The 16,571-nt window shown below is 58.4% G+C and carries 15 protein-coding genes; 12 read left to right on the top strand and 3 right to left on the bottom strand.

What is annotated here, in order from left to right:
* Positions 1–12: 12 nt before the first annotated feature.
* Genes kdpB through kdpE form a run of 4 tightly spaced genes read left to right on the top strand, consistent with a single transcriptional unit; the run spans position 13 to position 6,009 of the window.
* On the top strand, positions 13–2,061 hold the full coding sequence (gene kdpB, locus ABLU78_RS12500; RefSeq protein ID WP_015704756.1) for a potassium-transporting ATPase subunit KdpB: 2,049 nt from the start codon (positions 13–15) through the stop codon (positions 2,059–2,061).
* A 10-nt stretch (positions 2,062–2,071) separates the two neighbouring features.
* Entirely contained in the window at positions 2,072–2,644 is a 573-nt protein-coding gene (gene kdpC / locus ABLU78_RS12495) for a potassium-transporting ATPase subunit KdpC (RefSeq protein ID WP_047055997.1), read from the top strand.
* Positions 2,645–2,647: 3 nt separating this feature from the next.
* Entirely contained in the window at positions 2,648–5,335 is a 2,688-nt protein-coding gene (gene kdpD / locus ABLU78_RS12490; RefSeq protein WP_048228541.1) for a two-component system sensor histidine kinase KdpD, read from the top strand.
* Positions 5,332–6,009, top strand: coding sequence for a two-component system response regulator KdpE (gene kdpE / locus ABLU78_RS12485; protein WP_020079352.1), 678 nt, complete (start codon positions 5,332–5,334; stop codon positions 6,007–6,009). Before kdpD ends, kdpE begins: the two co-directional genes overlap by 4 nt.
* Before the next feature lie 54 nt (positions 6,010–6,063).
* Here the strand turns inward: kdpE and pgm are convergent, their stop codons facing one another.
* The gene (gene pgm / locus ABLU78_RS12480) at positions 6,064–7,704 is read right to left on the bottom strand and encodes a phosphoglucomutase (alpha-D-glucose-1,6-bisphosphate-dependent) (RefSeq protein ID WP_015367693.1); all 1,641 of its coding nucleotides are present in this window, start codon (positions 7,702–7,704) and stop codon (positions 6,064–6,066) included.
* A gap of 32 nt (positions 7,705–7,736) precedes the next feature.
* Positions 7,737–8,297, bottom strand: a complete 561-nt coding sequence (seqA, locus tag ABLU78_RS12475) for a replication initiation negative regulator SeqA (protein ID WP_015367694.1) — start codon at positions 8,295–8,297, stop codon at positions 7,737–7,739.
* Positions 8,298–8,526: 229 nt separating this feature from the next.
* Between seqA and ybfF the strand changes: the two genes are divergently transcribed.
* The 8 genes from ybfF to ABLU78_RS12435 all read left to right on the top strand — a co-directional run bounded on the left by ybfF (position 8,527) and on the right by ABLU78_RS12435 (position 16,168).
* Positions 8,527–9,300 carry an esterase gene (gene ybfF, locus ABLU78_RS12470; protein WP_048228540.1) on the top strand — a complete coding sequence of 258 codons (774 nt, stop codon included), beginning with the start codon at positions 8,527–8,529 and terminating at the stop codon, positions 9,298–9,300.
* 133 nt (positions 9,301–9,433) lie between these two features.
* On the top strand, positions 9,434–9,727 hold the full coding sequence (gene ybfE / locus ABLU78_RS12465) for a LexA regulated protein (RefSeq protein ID WP_045366391.1): 294 nt from the start codon (positions 9,434–9,436) through the stop codon (positions 9,725–9,727).
* Between the two features lie 149 nt (positions 9,728–9,876).
* The gene (fldA, locus tag ABLU78_RS12460) at positions 9,877–10,407 is read left to right on the top strand and encodes a flavodoxin FldA (protein ID WP_048228538.1); all 531 of its coding nucleotides are present in this window, start codon (positions 9,877–9,879) and stop codon (positions 10,405–10,407) included.
* Between the two features lie 292 nt (positions 10,408–10,699).
* The gene (gene fur / locus ABLU78_RS12455) at positions 10,700–11,152 is read left to right on the top strand and encodes a ferric iron uptake transcriptional regulator (RefSeq protein WP_015367698.1); all 453 of its coding nucleotides are present in this window, start codon (positions 10,700–10,702) and stop codon (positions 11,150–11,152) included.
* 113 nt (positions 11,153–11,265) lie between these two features.
* Positions 11,266–12,192, top strand: coding sequence for a tricarballylate utilization LysR family transcriptional regulator TcuR (tcuR, locus tag ABLU78_RS12450; protein WP_048228537.1), 927 nt, complete (start codon positions 11,266–11,268; stop codon positions 12,190–12,192).
* A gap of 96 nt (positions 12,193–12,288) precedes the next feature.
* Entirely contained in the window at positions 12,289–13,692 is a 1,404-nt protein-coding gene (gene tcuA / locus ABLU78_RS12445) for an FAD-dependent tricarballylate dehydrogenase TcuA (RefSeq protein ID WP_048228535.1), read from the top strand.
* The gene (gene tcuB, locus ABLU78_RS12440; protein WP_048228533.1) at positions 13,679–14,818 is read left to right on the top strand and encodes a tricarballylate utilization 4Fe-4S protein TcuB; all 1,140 of its coding nucleotides are present in this window, start codon (positions 13,679–13,681) and stop codon (positions 14,816–14,818) included. The genes tcuA and tcuB overlap by 14 nt, the downstream gene beginning before the upstream one ends.
* A 54-nt stretch (positions 14,819–14,872) precedes the next feature.
* Positions 14,873–16,168: an MFS transporter gene (locus ABLU78_RS12435; protein ID WP_032723580.1), complete on the top strand. Its 1,296-nt coding sequence runs from the start codon at positions 14,873–14,875 to the stop codon at positions 16,166–16,168.
* 52 nt (positions 16,169–16,220) lie between these two features.
* On the opposite strand, the gene chiQ is transcribed toward ABLU78_RS12435, so the two are convergent.
* Positions 16,221–16,553: a ChiQ/YbfN family lipoprotein gene (chiQ, locus tag ABLU78_RS12430; protein ID WP_015367703.1), complete on the bottom strand. Its 333-nt coding sequence runs from the start codon at positions 16,551–16,553 to the stop codon at positions 16,221–16,223.
* Positions 16,554–16,571 lie beyond the last annotated feature (18 nt).

Here is a 16,571-nt window from a genome sequence, read left to right as displayed (position 1 = left end):
GAGCAGCCTGTTATGAGTCGCAAACAATTAGCCCTGCTGGAGCCGACGCTGGTGCGTCAGGCGCTGCTGGATGCGGTGAAAAAACTCAGCCCCTCGGTGCAGTGGCGTAACCCGGTGATGTTTATCGTCTGGATTGGCAGCGTGCTGACCACCCTGCTGGCGATGGCCATGGCCGGGGGGTATCTCACGGGTCACGCCGGCTTTACCGCCGCCGTCAGCCTGTGGTTATGGTTTACCGTACTGTTCGCCAACTTCGCCGAAGCCATGGCCGAAGGACGTAGCAAAGCGCAAGCCAACAGCCTGAAAGGGGTGAAGAAAACCGCTTTCGCCCGTAAGCTGCGCGCGCCGCAGCACGATGCTCCGATGGATCACGTCCCGGCGGAAGAGTTACGCAAAGGCGATATCGTGCTGGTCGAAGCTGGCGACATTATCCCCTGCGACGGCGAAGTGATCGAAGGCGGCGCTTCGGTAGATGAAAGCGCCATCACCGGGGAATCCGCGCCGGTGATCCGCGAGTCCGGCGGCGATTTCGCCTCGGTCACCGGCGGCACCCGGATCCTCTCTGACTGGCTGGTGATCCGCTGCAGCGTCAACCCTGGCGAAACCTTCCTTGACCGGATGATCGCTATGGTTGAAGGCGCGCAGCGCCGTAAAACTCCAAACGAAATCGCGCTGACGATCCTGCTGATCGCCCTGACGCTGGTGTTCCTGCTGGCCACCGCCACCATCTGGCCCTTCTCGGCGTGGAGCGGTAATGCGGTTAGCGTTACCGTGCTGGTCGCGCTGCTGGTGTGTCTGATCCCGACCACCATCGGCGGCCTGCTCTCCGCTATCGGCGTCGCCGGGATGAGCCGAATGCTCGGCGCCAACGTTATCGCCACCAGCGGCCGCGCGGTGGAAGCCGCCGGCGATGTCGACGTACTGCTGCTGGATAAAACCGGCACCATCACCCTCGGCAACCGTCAGGCCTCGGCTTTCCTGCCGGCGCGCGGCGTCGAAGAGCGCGTGCTGGCCGATGCCGCACAGCTGTCGTCGCTGGCGGATGAAACGCCGGAAGGCCGCAGCATCGTGGTACTGGCGAAACAGCGCTTTAATCTGCGCGAACGCGACCTGCAGTCGCTGCACGCCACATTTGTCCCCTTTACCGCCCAGACCCGTATGAGCGGTATCAACATCGACCAACGCATGATCCGCAAAGGGTCGGTGGACGCGATTCGCCGCCATATCGAAGCCAACGGCGGCCACTTCCCGGCCGATGTCGATAAGCAGGTAGAAGAGGTCGCCCGCCAGGGGGCCACGCCGCTGGTGGTGGCGGAAGGCGAACGCGTGCTGGGCATTATTTCACTCAAAGATATCGTCAAAGGCGGCATTAAAGAGCGTTTCGCCCAGCTGCGCAAAATGGGCATTAAGACGGTGATGATCACCGGTGATAACCGTCTGACCGCCGCCGCTATCGCCGCCGAAGCGGGGGTTGATGATTTTCTTGCCGAAGCGACGCCGGAAGCCAAGCTGGCGCTGATTCGCCAGTATCAGTCGGAAGGACGGCTGGTGGCGATGACCGGTGACGGTACCAACGACGCCCCGGCGCTGGCGCAGGCTGATGTGGCGGTCGCGATGAACTCCGGCACCCAGGCAGCAAAAGAGGCGGGCAATATGGTGGATCTCGACTCGAACCCGACCAAACTGATTGAAGTGGTGCATATCGGTAAACAGATGCTGATGACCCGTGGGTCGTTAACCACATTCAGTATCGCCAACGACGTCGCCAAGTATTTCGCGATTATTCCGGCCGCCTTCGCCGCCGCCTATCCGCAGCTGGCGATGCTGAACGTGATGCATCTGCACTCGCCCTCTTCGGCGATCATGAGCGCGGTTATTTTCAACGCCCTGATTATCGTCTGCCTGATCCCTTTAGCGCTGAAGGGCGTGAGCTATCGTCCGCTGTCGGCATCGGCGATGCTGCGCCGCAACCTGTGGGTTTACGGCCTCGGCGGGCTGATTGTGCCGTTTGTCGGTATTAAAGCTATCGACCTGTTGCTGACCCTGACCGGTCTGGTGTGAGGAAACTACCATGTCATTAATTCGTCCGGCACTTGTGCTATTTATTCTGTTAACCCTGCTCACTGGCGGCCTGTATCCGTTGCTGACTACCGCCTTAGGGCAGTGGTGGTTCCCGCAGCAGGCTAACGGCTCGCTGATCCAGATCGATGGCGAGGTGCGCGGCTCCGCTCTGATCGGGCAGAACTTTACCGCCGCCGGTTATTTCCACGGACGCCCTTCCGCGACGGCAGAGGTGGCGGATAATCCGCTGGCCTCTGGCGGCAGTAACCTGGCGGTCAGCAATCCGGCGCTGGATAAAGCGATTAGCGAGCGGGTAGAGGCGTTACGCGCCGCTAACCCGCAAGCGAATTCGACGGTGCCGGTCGAGCTGGTTACCGCATCGGCCAGCGGGCTGGATAACAACCTGACCCCTGCCGCGGTGCTGTGGCAGGTACCGCGCGTCGCCAAAGCGCGCAATCTTAGCGATGCGCAGGTGAAACAGTTAGTGGATCAGGCGACGCAAAAACCGTTGCTCAGTTTTCTCGGCCAACCTGTGGTAAATATACTGCAACTGAATATGGCGCTGGATGCCCTGAAGGATTAATCAATGAGTGACGAGCCGCTGCGCCCGGACCCCGACCGTCTGCTGCAACAAACCGCTGCGCCGCATCGCGGCAAGCTGAAGGTGTTTTTCGGCGCCTGCGCCGGGGTGGGTAAGACCTGGGCTATGCTGGCGGAAGCGCAGCGGCTGCGCGCTCAGGGGCTGGATATTCTGATCGGCGTGGCGGAAACCCACGGCCGCAAAGATACCGCCGCCATGCTGGAGGGGCTTAGCGCCCTCCCGCAAAAGCGCATTTCCCATCGCGGACGCTACGTCCATGAGTTTGACCTCGATGCCGCGCTGGCCCGCCGCCCGGCGCTGATCCTGGTGGACGAACTGGCGCATAGCAACGCGCCGGGTTCGCGCCACCCGAAACGCTGGCAGGACGTCGAAGAACTGCTCGAAGCCGGTATCGACGTCTTCACCACCGTCAACGTCCAGCATCTTGAAAGCCTCAATGATGTGGTCAGCGGTATTACCGGCGTGCAGGTACGCGAAACCGTCCCCGACCCCTTCTTTGACGCCGCCGATGATGTAGTACTGGTGGATTTGCCGCCGGACGATCTGCGCCAGCGCCTGAATGAGGGCAAGGTGTACATTGGCGGTCAGGCCGAACGCGCCATCGAAAACTTCTTCCGCAAAGGTAATCTGATCGCCCTGCGCGAGCTGGCGCTGCGCCGTACCGCCGACCGGGTAGACGAGCAAATGCGCGCCTGGCGCGACCGCCAGGGGCAGGAAAAAGTCTGGCACACCCGCGACGCCATTCTGCTGTGCATCGGCCACAACACCGGCAGCGAAAAACTGGTTCGCGCCGCCGCCCGGCTGGCAGCCAGGCTCGGCAGCGTCTGGCACGCGGTCTATGTAGAAACGCCCGCGCTGCACCGACTGCCGGAGGCCAGGCGGCGGGCGATCCTCGCCGCGCTGAAGCTGGCGCAAGAGTTAGGCGCCGAGACCGCCACCCTCTCCGACCCATCGGAAGAAAAAGCGGTGCTGCATTACGCTCGCGAGCACAACCTCGGCAAAATTGTGATTGGCCGTCAGGGAGAGCGCCGCTGGTGGGAACGAGCCGGGTTTGCCGACCGTCTGGCGCGTCGCGCCCCGGACCTCGATCTGGTGGTGATCGCGCTGGATGAAAAACCGGCCTCCCTGCCCGCCCGCGCGAACGACAACCGTACGGCGCTCGACAAATGGCGCCAGCAGTTGAAGGGCTGTCTGTTAGCCGTGGCGCTGTGCGCCATTATCACCGTAGTCGCCATGCAGTGGCTGATGGCCTTCGAAGCCGCCAACCTGGTGATGCTCTATCTACTGGGCGTGGTGATTATCGCCCTGCTGTATGGCCGCTGGCCATCGGTGCTGGCGACCTTTATCAACGTCATTAGCTTCGATCTCTTTTTTGTCGCCCCACGCGGCACGCTGGCGGTTTCCGACGTCCAGTATCTGCTGACGTTCGGCGTGATGCTGACCGTTGGTCTGGTGATCGGCAACCTGACCGCCGGGATGCGTTACCAGGCGCGGGTGGCGCGTTATCGCGAGCGGCGCACCCGCCACCTTTATGAAATGTCGAAAGCGCTGGCGGTCGGCCGCAGCCGCGAAGATATCGCCGCCACCAGCGAACGCTTTATTTCCTCCACCTTTCAGGCCCGCAGCCAACTACTGCTGCCAGATGAGAACGGGCAGCTGCAGCCGATGACCCAGCAATCCGGCGTTTTCTCGTGGGATGATGCGATTGCCCGCTGGAGCTTCGATAAGGGCCAGCCAGCCGGAGCCGGTACCGACACTCTCCCCGGCGTGCCGTATCAAATTCTGCCGCTACAAAGCGCCGCCCGCACCTGGGGACTGCTGCTGGTCGAACCGGAAAATCTGCGTCAGCTGATGATCCCCGAACAGCAACGGCTGCTGGAAACCTTTACCCTGCTGGTGGCCAGCGCCCTTGAACGCCTGATCCTGACCGCCAGCGAAGAGCAGGCGCGCTTGACCAGCGAACGCGAAAGTCTGCGCAACTCACTACTGGCCGCCCTCTCCCACGATCTGCGGACGCCGCTGACGGTCCTGTTCGGCCAGGCAGAGATCCTGACCCTCGATCTGGCCAGCGAAGGTTCGAAGCACGCGCCGCAGGCCAACGAAATTCGCCAGCACGTGCTCAACACCACCCGGCTGGTGAATAATTTACTGGATATGGCGCGTATTCAGTCCGGCGGCTTTAATCTACATAAAGAGTGGTTAACCCTCGAAGAGATAGTCGGTAGCGCCCTGCGTATGCTGGAGCCGGGGCTTGGCGGCCAGCACATCCAGCTGTCGCTGCCGGACCCGCTACTGCTGCTCCACGTAGACGGCCCGCTGTTTGAGCGGGTGCTGATCAACCTGCTGGAAAACGCGCATAAATACGCCGGCGCGCAGGCGCAGATTGGCATTCACGCCGAAGCGGATAGGCAGCAGTTGATCATTGAAGTCTGGGATAATGGTCCGGGGATCCCGGCAGGCCAGGAACAGGCTATCTTTGATAAGTTCGCGCGTGGTAATAAAGAGTCGGCTATCCCCGGCGTCGGTCTGGGACTGGCAATTTGCCAGGCCATTGTCGAGGTGCACGACGGTAGCATTACCGCCAGCAACCGTCCGGAGGGCGGAGCCTGTTTCCGTGTTACACTGCCGCGAGAAGCGCCCCCAGAACTGGAAGAGTTAACCGAGGACATGTGATTAACGTTTTAATCATCGAAGACGAACATGCTATCCGCCGCTTTCTGCGCACCGCGCTGGAAGCCGACGGTATGCGCGTATTTGAAGCCGAAACCCTGCAGCGGGGGCTCATCGAAGCCGCCACCCGCAAACCGGATTTAGCGATCCTCGATCTCGGCCTGCCGGACGGGGACGGTAATGATTTTATCCGTGAAGTTCGCCAGTGGAGCCAGATGCCGATTATCGTGCTGTCGGCGCGCAGCGAAGAGCATGACAAAATCGCCGCCCTTGACGCCGGCGCCGATGACTACCTGAGTAAACCGTTTGGCATAGGCGAACTGCAGGCGCGGCTGCGCGTCGCGCTGCGCCGTCACGGCAGCGCGCAGGCCGATGAGCCGGTGGTGCGCTTTGCTGATATTAGCGTCGATATCCCCGCCCGCCGTATCATGCGCGGCAGTGAAGAAATTCATCTGACGCCCATCGAGTTTCGCCTGCTGGCGGCGCTATTGAACAATCCGGGCAAAGTGCTTACCCAGCGCCAGCTTCTGAATCAGGTATGGGGACCTAACGCCGTGGAGCACAGTCACTATTTGCGGATTTATATGGGGCACTTACGGCAAAAACTGGAGGCTGACCCGGCGCGGCCGCAGCATCTGCTGACCGAAACCGGTATTGGCTATCGCTTTATGCCTTGAAGGGAACAAATCAATGACCCCGGCGGTCGGTTAACGCCGCCGGGGTAAACAGGGTCAGGCGTTTTTCAGCACTTCACTGACAATTTCTACCGCTTCTTTTTCAATCAGCTTGCGATGTTCTTCGCCAAGGAAGCTCTCGCAGTAGATTTTGTAGGCGTCTTCGGTGCCTGACGGACGGGCCGCGAACCAGCCGTTGTCGGTCATCACTTTCAGCCCGCCGATAGAAGCGCCGTTGCCCGGCGCCGCGGTCAGACGCGCGGTGATTGGATCGCCCGCCAGCGTGTCGGCGCTAACCATTTCCGGCGACAGCTTAGACAGCGCCGCTTTCTGCGCGGAAGTGGCCGATGCCTGCAGACGGTTGTAACTCGGGGCGCCAAAGCGTTCCGCCAGCTCGTTGTAGTGCTCCTGCGGGTTCTTACCGGTCACCGCGGTGATTTCCGCCGCCAGCAGGCACATGATGATACCGTCTTTATCGGTGGACCACGGCGTGCCATCGAAACGCAGGAATGATGCCCCTGCGCTCTCTTCGCCGCCGAAGCCGAAGCTGCCATCGAACAGACCGTCAACAAACCACTTGAAGCCCACCGGCACTTCCACCAGCTTACGGCCCAGATCGTTAACCACGCGGTCAATCATCGCCGAGGAAACCAGCGTTTTACCAACCGCAACGTCTTTACCCCACTGCGGACGATGCTGGAACAGGTAGTTGATAGCCACCGCCAGATAGTGGTTCGGATTCATCAGGCCAGCCGGGGTCACGATACCGTGACGGTCGTAATCCGGATCGTTGGCGAAGGCCAGATCGAACTTATCGCGCAGCGCCAGCAGACCCGCCATCGCACACTCGGAGGAGCAGTCCATGCGGATCGCGCCATCTTTATCCAGGTGCATAAAGCGGAACGTCTGATCGACCTGATCGTTAACGATGGTCAGATCCAGCTTGTAATGCTCGCCGATGCGTTTCCAGTATTCGATACCCGAACCGCCCAGCGGGTCGACACCCAGTTTCAGGCCCGCTTTCTGAATAGCCGCCATATCGACGATATCCGCCAGCCCTTCAATAAACGGCTGTACCAAGTCCTGCTCTTTCACGTGGCCGGAAGCCAGCGCGGCGTCGAGAGAAATACGCTTCACGCCCTGCAGACCGGCGGCCAGCAGTTCATTCGCACGGTTCTCCACCACTTTAGTCACGTTGGTATCAGCCGGGCCGCCGTTTGGCGGGTTGTACTTAATACCGCCATCTTCCGGCGGGTTGTGCGACGGGGTGATAACGATACCATCCGCCAACGGGCCGCCTTTTTTGTTATGCACCAGAATCGCGTTGGAAACCGCCGGCGTCGGGGTGAAACCGTTGTTTTCCTGAACGATCACATCAACACCGTTCGCCGCCAGCACTTCCAGCACGGAAATGAAGGCCGGTTCGGATAAAGCGTGGGTATCCTTACCAACGTAGCATGGGCCGGTGATGCCGTTTTTCGCGCGGTTTTCCGCAATCGCCTGCGCAATCGCCAGAATATGCTGCTCATTGAAATTGTGGCGCCCTGCGCTACCGCGATGGCCGGAGGTGCCAAACTTAACCGCATGCTCCGCATTACCCGCTTCCGGCTTCAGCACATAGTACTGAGCGGTCAGCTGGGCGACGTTAATCAAATCACTCTGTTGTGCCGGCTGACCCGCACGTTTATCGATTGCCATTGCCTGATCCTTCTGGTGCAAAGTTTAATTAACTAGATCGTGCCGCATACCTTTTCAATCAGCTCCGCAGGGAACTGCATTGATTGCATGATGTGTTCGATCATGCTGCATTTACGGCCGGTATTAGTATTGGTGATAACCCACCACGGCGTACCAGGAACCTGTTTCGGTTTGGTCTGATTACCGCTTTTCAGCAGCGTCCGTGAGTCTTCGGCGAAGTATACGCGGGTGCGTCCGTGCAGAGACTCAGTGGCTTCTGAAAATGCCTTGCTGTCTAACGAGTAAAGCGTAGTCAATACCAGCATGAAGCGGTTAACCGCGCGCTTTTGTTCAGCGTATTCGTCAGATAACAGCAGCTCGCGCATGGCGCGGACTTTATCTTTAACCGGGTTGGCCGGCTTCGCTTCGACGACTGGCGCCGCCGCAGGAGCAGCCGCCGGCGCGGCTTTCGCCGCTGGCGCGCCAGATGCAGGCTGAGAAACGGCGGAAAATTTCAGCATGCGCCGTAAAATGTCGGATGCGCTCTCGCCGATATGCAGAGTGTGGCTGGCAATATAGCGGTAGAGCTCATCATCAACTTCGATTGTTTTCATCTTAATCCAGTGCGATTTCTTTGTTTCTGAATACAAGTCGTCGGGATTAACTATCCTTTGTCTTTCACACTACAGCACAAAAGGCATCAGATAGAGGACAAATCCCAACCGCGAATAGCGTCAAACCAGGATGGCGGTAAAACTCAGAATGCTTCCGGGTCTTGCAGCCTAATGGCAGAATGTCCAACATAATACCCTAACCCGACGGAGCGAAAAAAAGAACTTTGCCATGAAATTAAATAGCCGAGCGCAATCTGCACAAAACCCGCACAATAAATCCCCAATCGTCCTGGTACACGGCCTGTTCGGCAGCCTGGACAACCTTGGGATCCTCGCCCGCGATCTGGTCGCCGACTACGATATATTGCAGGTCGATATGCGCAACCACGGCTTATCGCCGCGTTCACCGGAGATGACCTACCGCGCGATGGCGCAGGATCTGCTCGATACCCTCGACGATCATCAGATCGAGAAAGCGACCTTTATCGGCCATTCGATGGGCGGCAAAGCGGTGATGGCGCTGACCGCGCTGGCGCCGGATCGCATCGCCGGGCTGGTGGCGATTGATATTGCGCCGGTGGCTTATCACGTCCGCCGTCATGATGAGATCTTCGCGGCGATTAACGCCGTCAGCGAATCCGCCGCCAGCACCCGCCAGCAGGCGGCGCAGGTAATGCGCGAGTATATAAATGAAGAAGGCGTCATTCAGTTTCTGCTGAAATCCTTTGTCGACGGCGCGTGGCGCTTCAACGTGCCGGCGCTGTGGGATCAATACCCGCATATTGTCGGCTGGGAAACCGTGCCCGCCTGGCCGCACCTGGCGCAATTTATTCCCGGCGGCAACTCCCCTTATGTCACTGATGAATACCGCGACGCGCTGCTGGCGCAGTTCCCGCAGGCCCGGGCCCACGTCATTGCCGGCGCCGGACACTGGGTGCATGCGGAAAAACCCGAGGCGGTTTTACGCGCAATTCGCCGTTATCTGAGCACAATTGAAGCCTGAGTGGCTAAAAAACGCCCGACCGCGCGGCATAATGCCCGCGGTCGTTGGCGCAGCGGTTCGCCTGATGTATTATGGCGCGCTATCTGCGCCGGCTATAGCCCGGCAGCTTGTTTCCCCGAAGTCACTCTGAATCATGGCAAAAGAACAAACGGACCGAACGACATTAGATTTGTTCGCAAATGAGCGTCGCCCGGGTAGACCGAAAACCAATCCGCTTTCGCGCGATGAACAACTGCGCATCAACAAACGCAATCAGCTCAAACGCGATAAGGTTCGCGGCTTGAAGCGCGTTGAGTTGAAGCTCAACGCCGATGCGGTCGACGCGCTTAATGAGCTGGCGGAAGCCCGCAACATGAGCCGCAGCGATCTTATCGAAGAGATACTGATGCACCAACTGGCCTGCCTGCGTAACCAGGGCGAAGTCTGAAAAACGCAAAAAAATCGCTTTCATGTAGCAGAGTGTGCACCAGGACGTTATTGCTGTTTCCGCGCCCTTCCCTGTTCTGCTATGATTGCCGTTAACTGTAGGCATAATGCCACTACCACATCATTAAGTTTCAAGAGGTTATTTTACTCATGGCAATCATCGGCATCTTTTTTGGCAGCGACACCGGCAACACCGAAAATATTGCAAAAATGATCCAAAAGCAGCTCGGTAAAGACGTTGCTGAAGTTCACGACATTGCCAAGAGCAGCAAAGAAGATCTGGAAAGCCACGATATTCTGCTGCTCGGCATCCCAACCTGGTACTACGGCGAAGCGCAGTGCGACTGGGACGACTTCTTCCCGACGCTGGAAGAGATCGACTTCAACGGTAAGCTGGTAGCCGTCTTTGGCTGCGGCGACCAGGAAGATTACGCAGAATACTTCTGCGATGCGCTGGGCACCATTCGTGACATCATTGAACCGCGCGGCGCAACCATCGTTGGCCACTGGCCGACCACGGGTTACCACTTCGAAGCGTCTAAAGGCCTGGCGGACGACGATCACTTCGTCGGTCTGGCGATTGATGAAGACCGTCAGCCGGAACTGACCAACGAGCGCGTTGAGAAGTGGGTGAAGCAGATTTCCGAAGAGCTGCATCTGGAAGAAATCAAAAACGCCTAAGAATCAAACAGCGCAGCTATTAAGCTGCGCTGGATTAATAGATAAAAGCAATCAAACTAATAGCTACAAGTTTTTAACTTTTCATCACATATCTGTACAATGTCCTCTGATTCCACGAGGTCACGTGACACAGTTTGTAGCTGGTAATTCGTTTTTGACAGCTTACAAGGCGCGATGCTTGCAGTTTTCATTTCAGAGTAGCAGCTCTATAATGAGACGCATTACATCGGGTGATTCTCTGTATTGCTTCCCTTTGAAGGAAGCCGATCTTTAGCAACAGGACAGATTCCGCATGACTGACAACAATATCGCATTAAAGAAGGCTGGCCTGAAAGTCACACTTCCCCGACTGAAAATTCTGGAAGTGTTGCAGGAACCGGATAACCATCACGTCAGTGCGGAAGATTTATATAAACGCCTGATCGATATGGGTGAAGAGATTGGTCTGGCTACCGTTTACCGCGTGCTGAACCAGTTCGACGATGCAGGCATCGTGACTCGTCACAACTTCGAAGGCGGTAAATCCGTATTCGAGCTGACTCAGCAGCACCACCACGATCACCTGATTTGCCTCGATTGCGGCAAAGTGATCGAGTTCAGCGATGATTCTATCGAATCCCGCCAACGTGAAATTGCTGCGCAACACGGCATCCGCTTAACCAACCACAGCCTGTACCTCTACGGCCACTGTGCGGAAGGCGACTGCCGCGAAGATGAACATGCCCACGATGCGGTGAATAAATAATTTCCCGTCTCGTATGTAATGAAAAGCCAGCCTTCAGGTTGGCTTTTTTTATGGGCGAAATCCGCCTGAATGCGTATTCTGTCAGAGCCTAACGCCTTGTACGGAGAGTCACTATGGAGCTGCGCCAGCTACGCTATTTTGTCCGCATCGTGGAAACAGGCAGTATGGGCCGCGCCGCGCTCGATCTGAATATTGGCGTCTCTGCGCTCAGCCAGCAAATGGCGCGTCTGGAAAATGAACTCGCTATCCGCCTGCTGCAACGGACTTCGCGCGGCGTAATGCCCACCAGCGCCGGCCTCGCCTTTTACTCGCAGGCGCAACTGGCGCTGCGCCATGCTGACGATGCCATTCTCGCCGCGCGTGAGGCGCGCCTTTCCGGTCACGTCAGCGTCGGTATGGCGCCGAGCACCGCTTCTGTGCTGGGCGTACCTTTTATCAACGCGATGCGCGAAAGCTACGCCGACGTCCGCCTGCACCTGGTGGAAAGCCTCTCCGGCAATCTGGAACGGATGATCAACACTCGCCAGCTCGATTTAGCCATCGTTTTCCAGAAAGAGAAGATCCTGCGCTGGAGCGCCAGACCCATTCTTGAGGAACGTCTGTTCCTGATTGGCGCCCATGACGTGCTGGCGCCGCTGCCCGGCGATAGCATCTCTCCGGACAAGCTTGCCGCCATCCCGCTGATTATGCCAAGCCAGGGACATGGCCTGCGCGGCAGGCTGGACGCTATTTGCCAGGAGCACGCCATCAACGTTGACGTGGTGGCTGAAATCGATGGCCTGGCCCTGCTGATGCGCGCCGTCCGTGACGGGCTCGGCGCCACGCTGCAGCCGGGCGCGGCGATTTCTCATCTCGACAGCGAGGCGCTAAGAGTGATCGGCGTCGACAATCCGGTACTAAGCCGACCTAATTTTCTGGTCAGTCTCTCAGATGACGAACTCACCCCGGCAGGCCTTGCCGCGCGCGTGATACTGACCAAAGTCATGCGTCAGCTTGTGGAAACTGGCTGCTGGCCGGGCGCCAGCCTTTACACTTTCTAAACCCCTCTTTAGCTTTACGCCATAGCGCCTGTCGCTCCTGAGCCTTACATTTCCATTACAAATTTAACAATTAGTCAAAGCGTAATGGAGCCGATAATGGTGGATGTACTGGTGATTGGCGGCGGCAACGCCGCGTTATGCGCCGCCTTAACCGCCCGGGAAGCAGGCGCATCCGTATTGCTGCTGGAAGCCGCGCCGCGGGAATGGCGAGGCGGTAACTCTCAGCACACGCGTAACCTGCGTTGTATGCACGATGCGCCGCAGGATGTCTTAGTCGACAGCTACCCGGAAGAAGAATACTGGCAGGATCTGCTGCGCGTCACCGGGGGCAACACCAACGAAGCGCTGGCTCGCCTGGTGATCCGCACTTCATCACAATGTCGGGACTGGATGCGCCGTCATGGCGTTAACTTTCAACCGCCCTTATCCGGCGCCCTGCACGTCGCCCGCACCAACGCCTTTTTTATGGGCGGCGGTAAAGCCCTGGTCAATGCCTATTACCGCAGCGCCGAGCAGATGGGCGTGCAGATCCGCTATAACACGCCGGTGCAGGCGCTTGAATTACGTGATGGCGAATTCGTCGCCGCGCTGGCAGGCGCCGAGCGCATCGCCGCGAAAACCTGCGTGCTCGCCGCTGGCGGTTTTGAATCTAACCGCGAGTGGCTGCGCGAAGCCTGGGGGCAAAATGAGCGCGGCGAGTGGCCTGCCGACAACTTTCTCATCCGCGGCACCCGTTTTAACCAGGGAGTGCTGCTCAAATTTATGATCGACGCCGGAGCCGATATCATCGGCGATCCTTCACAGTCGCACTGCGTCGCCATTGACGCCCGGGCGCCGCTCTATGACGGCGGCATCTGTACCCGCGTCGACTGCGTGTCGCTGGGGGTGGTGGTGAACCGCGATGCAGAGCGCTTTTATGATGAAGGGGAGGATTTCTGGCCCAAACGTTACGCCATCTGGGGCCGTCTGGTCGCCCACCAGCCGGGGCAAATCGGCTATTCGATCATCGACAGTAAAGCCGTTGGACAGTTTATGCCGCCCGTTTTTCCGGGCGCCCAGGCCAATACCATCGCGGAACTGGCCCGCCAATTGGGGCTGGATGGCGAACGTTTGTCGCAGACCATCGCCAGCTACAATGCCGCCTGTACGCCAGGCCAGTTCGACCATACCCATCTTGATAACTGCGCTACCTCCGGCCTGACGCCGCCAAAAACTCACTGGGCGCGGCCTATCGATACGCCGCCTTATTATGGTTATGCCCTGCGTCCAGGGATCACCTTCACCTACCTCGGGCTGTACGTCAATCAACACGCCGCCGTTCACTTTGCCGGTAAGCCGAGCCGCAACCTGTTTGTCGCCGGCGAAATGATGGCCGGCAACGTACTGGGCAAAGGCTATACCGCCGGCGTAGGCATGTCGATCGGGACCACATTCGGCCGCATTGCCGGTCAGCAAGCCGCCCTGGCGGCGCAGCAGGAGAAACATCATGAAGTCGCTTGAAAAGCTGATCATCGAGGCGCAAATCATCACCGAGCCGGAGGCGGAAGTCGAACGGGTGATGCAGGTCTGTAACGCCTGTCGCTATTGCGAAGGGTTTTGCGCCGTATTCCCTGCCATGACCCAGCGTCTGGCATTCGGCAAGGCGGATATTAACTATCTGGCGAACCTGTGCCACAACTGCGGCGCCTGTCTGCACGCCTGTCAGTATGCCCCGCCGCACGAGTTTGCGATTAATGTTCCCAAAGCAATGGCGGAAGTGCGGCTGGAAACCTATCAACATTACGCCCGGTCCGCCGCTTTCGGCAGTTTATATCGCCGTGCGGGGATCGCCACGGTGCTGGCGCTGGTCGCGGGTCTTGTCCTGTTTCTGCTGCTGGCAATGGGTCTTAAAGGTTCGCTGCTGCACCCGCCGCTGGCCGGTGATTTCTACCAGATTTTCCCGCATAACCTGCTGGCGTGGATGTTCGGTTCGGTTTTCATTGTGGCCATTGGTTTATTGATGAGCGGGGTGATTCGTTTCTGGCGCGAGATCTCACCTGGCCAACCGCAAGCTGGTGATATCGCCAGGGCCTCGCATGATGCGCTGACGTTGAAATATCTCGACGGCGGACACGGTAAAGGCTGTAACGAGGCCGATGACGCCTTCACGCTGATGCGCCGCCGTTTTCACCACTTCACATTTTACGGTTTTATGCTCTGTTTCGCCGCCACGCTGGTGGCTACGGGCTATCACTATCTCGCCGGTTGGGAGGCGCCCTACCCGTTCTTTAGCGTACCGGTGCTGCTTGGCACGCTCGGCGGCGTCGGGCTGCTGGTAGGCCCTGCGGGTTTGCTATGGCTAAACCTGCGCCGCTCGCCGCTGCACGGCGACGCGCGGCAAAAACCAATGGATCGCGCTTTTATCCTACTGTTGCTGCTGACCAGTTTTACCGGGCTCGCGCTACTGGCGGGCCGGGACACCTCGTGGATGGGCATTCTGCTTGCTATCCATCTCGGGGTGGTGATGGCGCTGTTTTTAACGCTGCCTTACGGAAAATTTGCCCACGGATTTTATCGCTGTGCGGCGCTACTCAAGTGGGCGATTGAGAAACGCCGCGGAAAACAGGCGGCAGTCGCAGGTGACTAACCCGCCCCTCTTACCTCTATAAAAACAAGATAAAGACAATGGAGAGCAAACCCTATGACCCAACCAACCTCGCGCGCCGGTACCTTCAGTGCAATTCTCCGCGTAACCAGCGGTAATTTTCTCGAGCAATTCGACTTCTTTCTGTTTGGTTTCTACGCCACCTATATCGCCAGGACCTTCTTTCCGGCAGAGAGTGAGTTCGCGGCGTTGATGCTCACCTTTGCCGTATTTGGTTCCGGTTTCCTGATGCGCCCCATCGGCGCGGTGGTATTAGGAGCTTATATCGACAGGATCGGTCGCCGCAAAGGGCTGATGGTCACCCTGGCGATTATGGGCTGCGGCACGTTACTGATTGCGCTGGTGCCGGGCTACCAAACCATCGGCGTGCTGGCGCCGGTGCTGGTATTAATTGGCCGTTTGTTGCAAGGATTCTCGGCCGGGGTCGAGCTCGGCGGCGTATCGGTCTATCTGTCGGAAATCGCCAAACCGGGGAAAAAGGGGTTCTATACCAGTTGGCAGTCCGCCAGCCAACAGGTCGCCATCGTCATGGCGGCGCTGATTGGCTACGCGCTGAACGAGACGCTGGGTCACGACGAGATTGCAGAATGGGGCTGGCGCATTCCCTTCTTTATCGGCTGCCTGATTATCCCGCTGATTTTCGTGCTCCGGCGTTCGCTGCAGGAGACCGAAGCGTTTCTGCAGCGTAAGCATCGTCCCGATACCAAAGAGATACTGACCACTATTGTTAAAAACTGGCGCATCATCAGCGCGGGCACCTTACTGGTGGCGATGACCACCACCACCTTTTATTTTATTACCGTCTATACCCCAACTTATGGCAGAGCGGTACTGCATCTGAGCGCACGCGACAGCTTGCTGGTCACGATGCTGGTCGGTATCTCTAACTTTATCTGGTTGCCGATTGGCGGAGCGCTGTCAGACAAAATAGGCCGTCGTCCGGTGCTGATGGGAATTACCGTCCTGGCGCTGCTGACCACCTGGCCGGTGATGCAATGGCTCACCGCCGCGCCGGATTTCACCCGCATGACGCTGGTGCTGCTGTGGTTCTCGTTCTTCTTTGGTATGTATAACGGCGCAATGGTGGCGGCGCTAACGGAAGTGATGCCGGTCTACGTTCGCACCGTGGGCTTTTCGCTGGCGTTTAGCCTCGCCACCGCTATCTTCGGTGGGCTGACGCCGGCTATCTCTACCGCACTGGTCGAAATCACCGGTGATAAGAGCGCGCCAGGCTGGTGGCTGATGTGCGCGGCCCTATGCGGATTCGCCGCCACCGCCATGCTGTTCATGCGTCTGAGCCGCGGCTATCAGCCAGCGGAAATACCGCGTTAAAATAGCGACGGGCGGAGTGTGCGCTCCGCCCGTTTACGCTTAACTGTCTGCTTTACTTAGTGGTGTTATTACTGCGAATCTCCTGCCAGATTTTATCGCAGCGCGCTTTGACCGCCTGGTCATTACCGGTGCGCGTCGCCTGAATACAGGCCTGATAATCCAGCACTCTGACGCTCTCCTGCGTCGCAAACTGCTGATGCGGTTTCTCTTCCTTCAGGACGTTGAGTACGCTCTGACAGGCTTCAATCTTGTCCGGATTACCTTCTGCCGTGTTGATACAGGCGCTATAGGCATCTTTCAATTTGGAATCTTCTTTCGGCGCTGGCGATGGCGCGCAGGCAACCAGACCCGATGCCATGATGGCGATGAGCAGCAACTTTTTCATAGTTATTCTCCCAGAGGG

Origin of the sequence: Klebsiella sp. JN_Kp122, from assembly GCF_040062085.1 — a bacterium.
GTDB lineage: Bacteria > Pseudomonadota > Gammaproteobacteria > Enterobacterales > Enterobacteriaceae > Klebsiella > Klebsiella aerogenes.
The sequence above is the reverse complement of the archived record's forward strand: the minus strand, read 5'-3'. Positions and strand labels throughout refer to the sequence as shown.

Excerpts from the sequence above, each read along its gene's own strand:
- tcuA (WP_048228535.1), top strand. The coding sequence starts at position 12,289 with ATGGTGGATGTACTGGTGATTGGCGGCGGCAACGCCGCGTTATGCGCC.
- tcuB (WP_048228533.1), top strand. The coding sequence starts at position 13,679 with ATGAAGTCGCTTGAAAAGCTGATCATCGAGGCGCAAATCATCACCGAG.
- seqA (WP_015367694.1), bottom strand. The coding sequence starts at position 8,297 with ATGAAAACAATCGAAGTTGATGATGAGCTCTACCGCTATATTGCCAGC.
- kdpB (WP_015704756.1), top strand. The coding sequence starts at position 13 with ATGAGTCGCAAACAATTAGCCCTGCTGGAGCCGACGCTGGTGCGTCAG.
- ybfE (WP_045366391.1), top strand. The coding sequence starts at position 9,434 with ATGGCAAAAGAACAAACGGACCGAACGACATTAGATTTGTTCGCAAAT.
- fur (WP_015367698.1), top strand. The coding sequence starts at position 10,700 with ATGACTGACAACAATATCGCATTAAAGAAGGCTGGCCTGAAAGTCACA.
- tcuR (WP_048228537.1), top strand. The coding sequence starts at position 11,266 with ATGGAGCTGCGCCAGCTACGCTATTTTGTCCGCATCGTGGAAACAGGC.
- chiQ (WP_015367703.1), bottom strand. The coding sequence starts at position 16,553 with ATGAAAAAGTTGCTGCTCATCGCCATCATGGCATCGGGTCTGGTTGCC.
- fldA (WP_048228538.1), top strand. The coding sequence starts at position 9,877 with ATGGCAATCATCGGCATCTTTTTTGGCAGCGACACCGGCAACACCGAA.
- kdpC (WP_047055997.1), top strand. The coding sequence starts at position 2,072 with ATGTCATTAATTCGTCCGGCACTTGTGCTATTTATTCTGTTAACCCTG.
- ABLU78_RS12435 (WP_032723580.1), top strand. The coding sequence starts at position 14,873 with ATGACCCAACCAACCTCGCGCGCCGGTACCTTCAGTGCAATTCTCCGC.
- ybfF (WP_048228540.1), top strand. The coding sequence starts at position 8,527 with ATGAAATTAAATAGCCGAGCGCAATCTGCACAAAACCCGCACAATAAA.
- kdpD (WP_048228541.1), top strand. The coding sequence starts at position 2,648 with ATGAGTGACGAGCCGCTGCGCCCGGACCCCGACCGTCTGCTGCAACAA.
- pgm (WP_015367693.1), bottom strand. The coding sequence starts at position 7,704 with ATGGCAATCGATAAACGTGCGGGTCAGCCGGCACAACAGAGTGATTTG.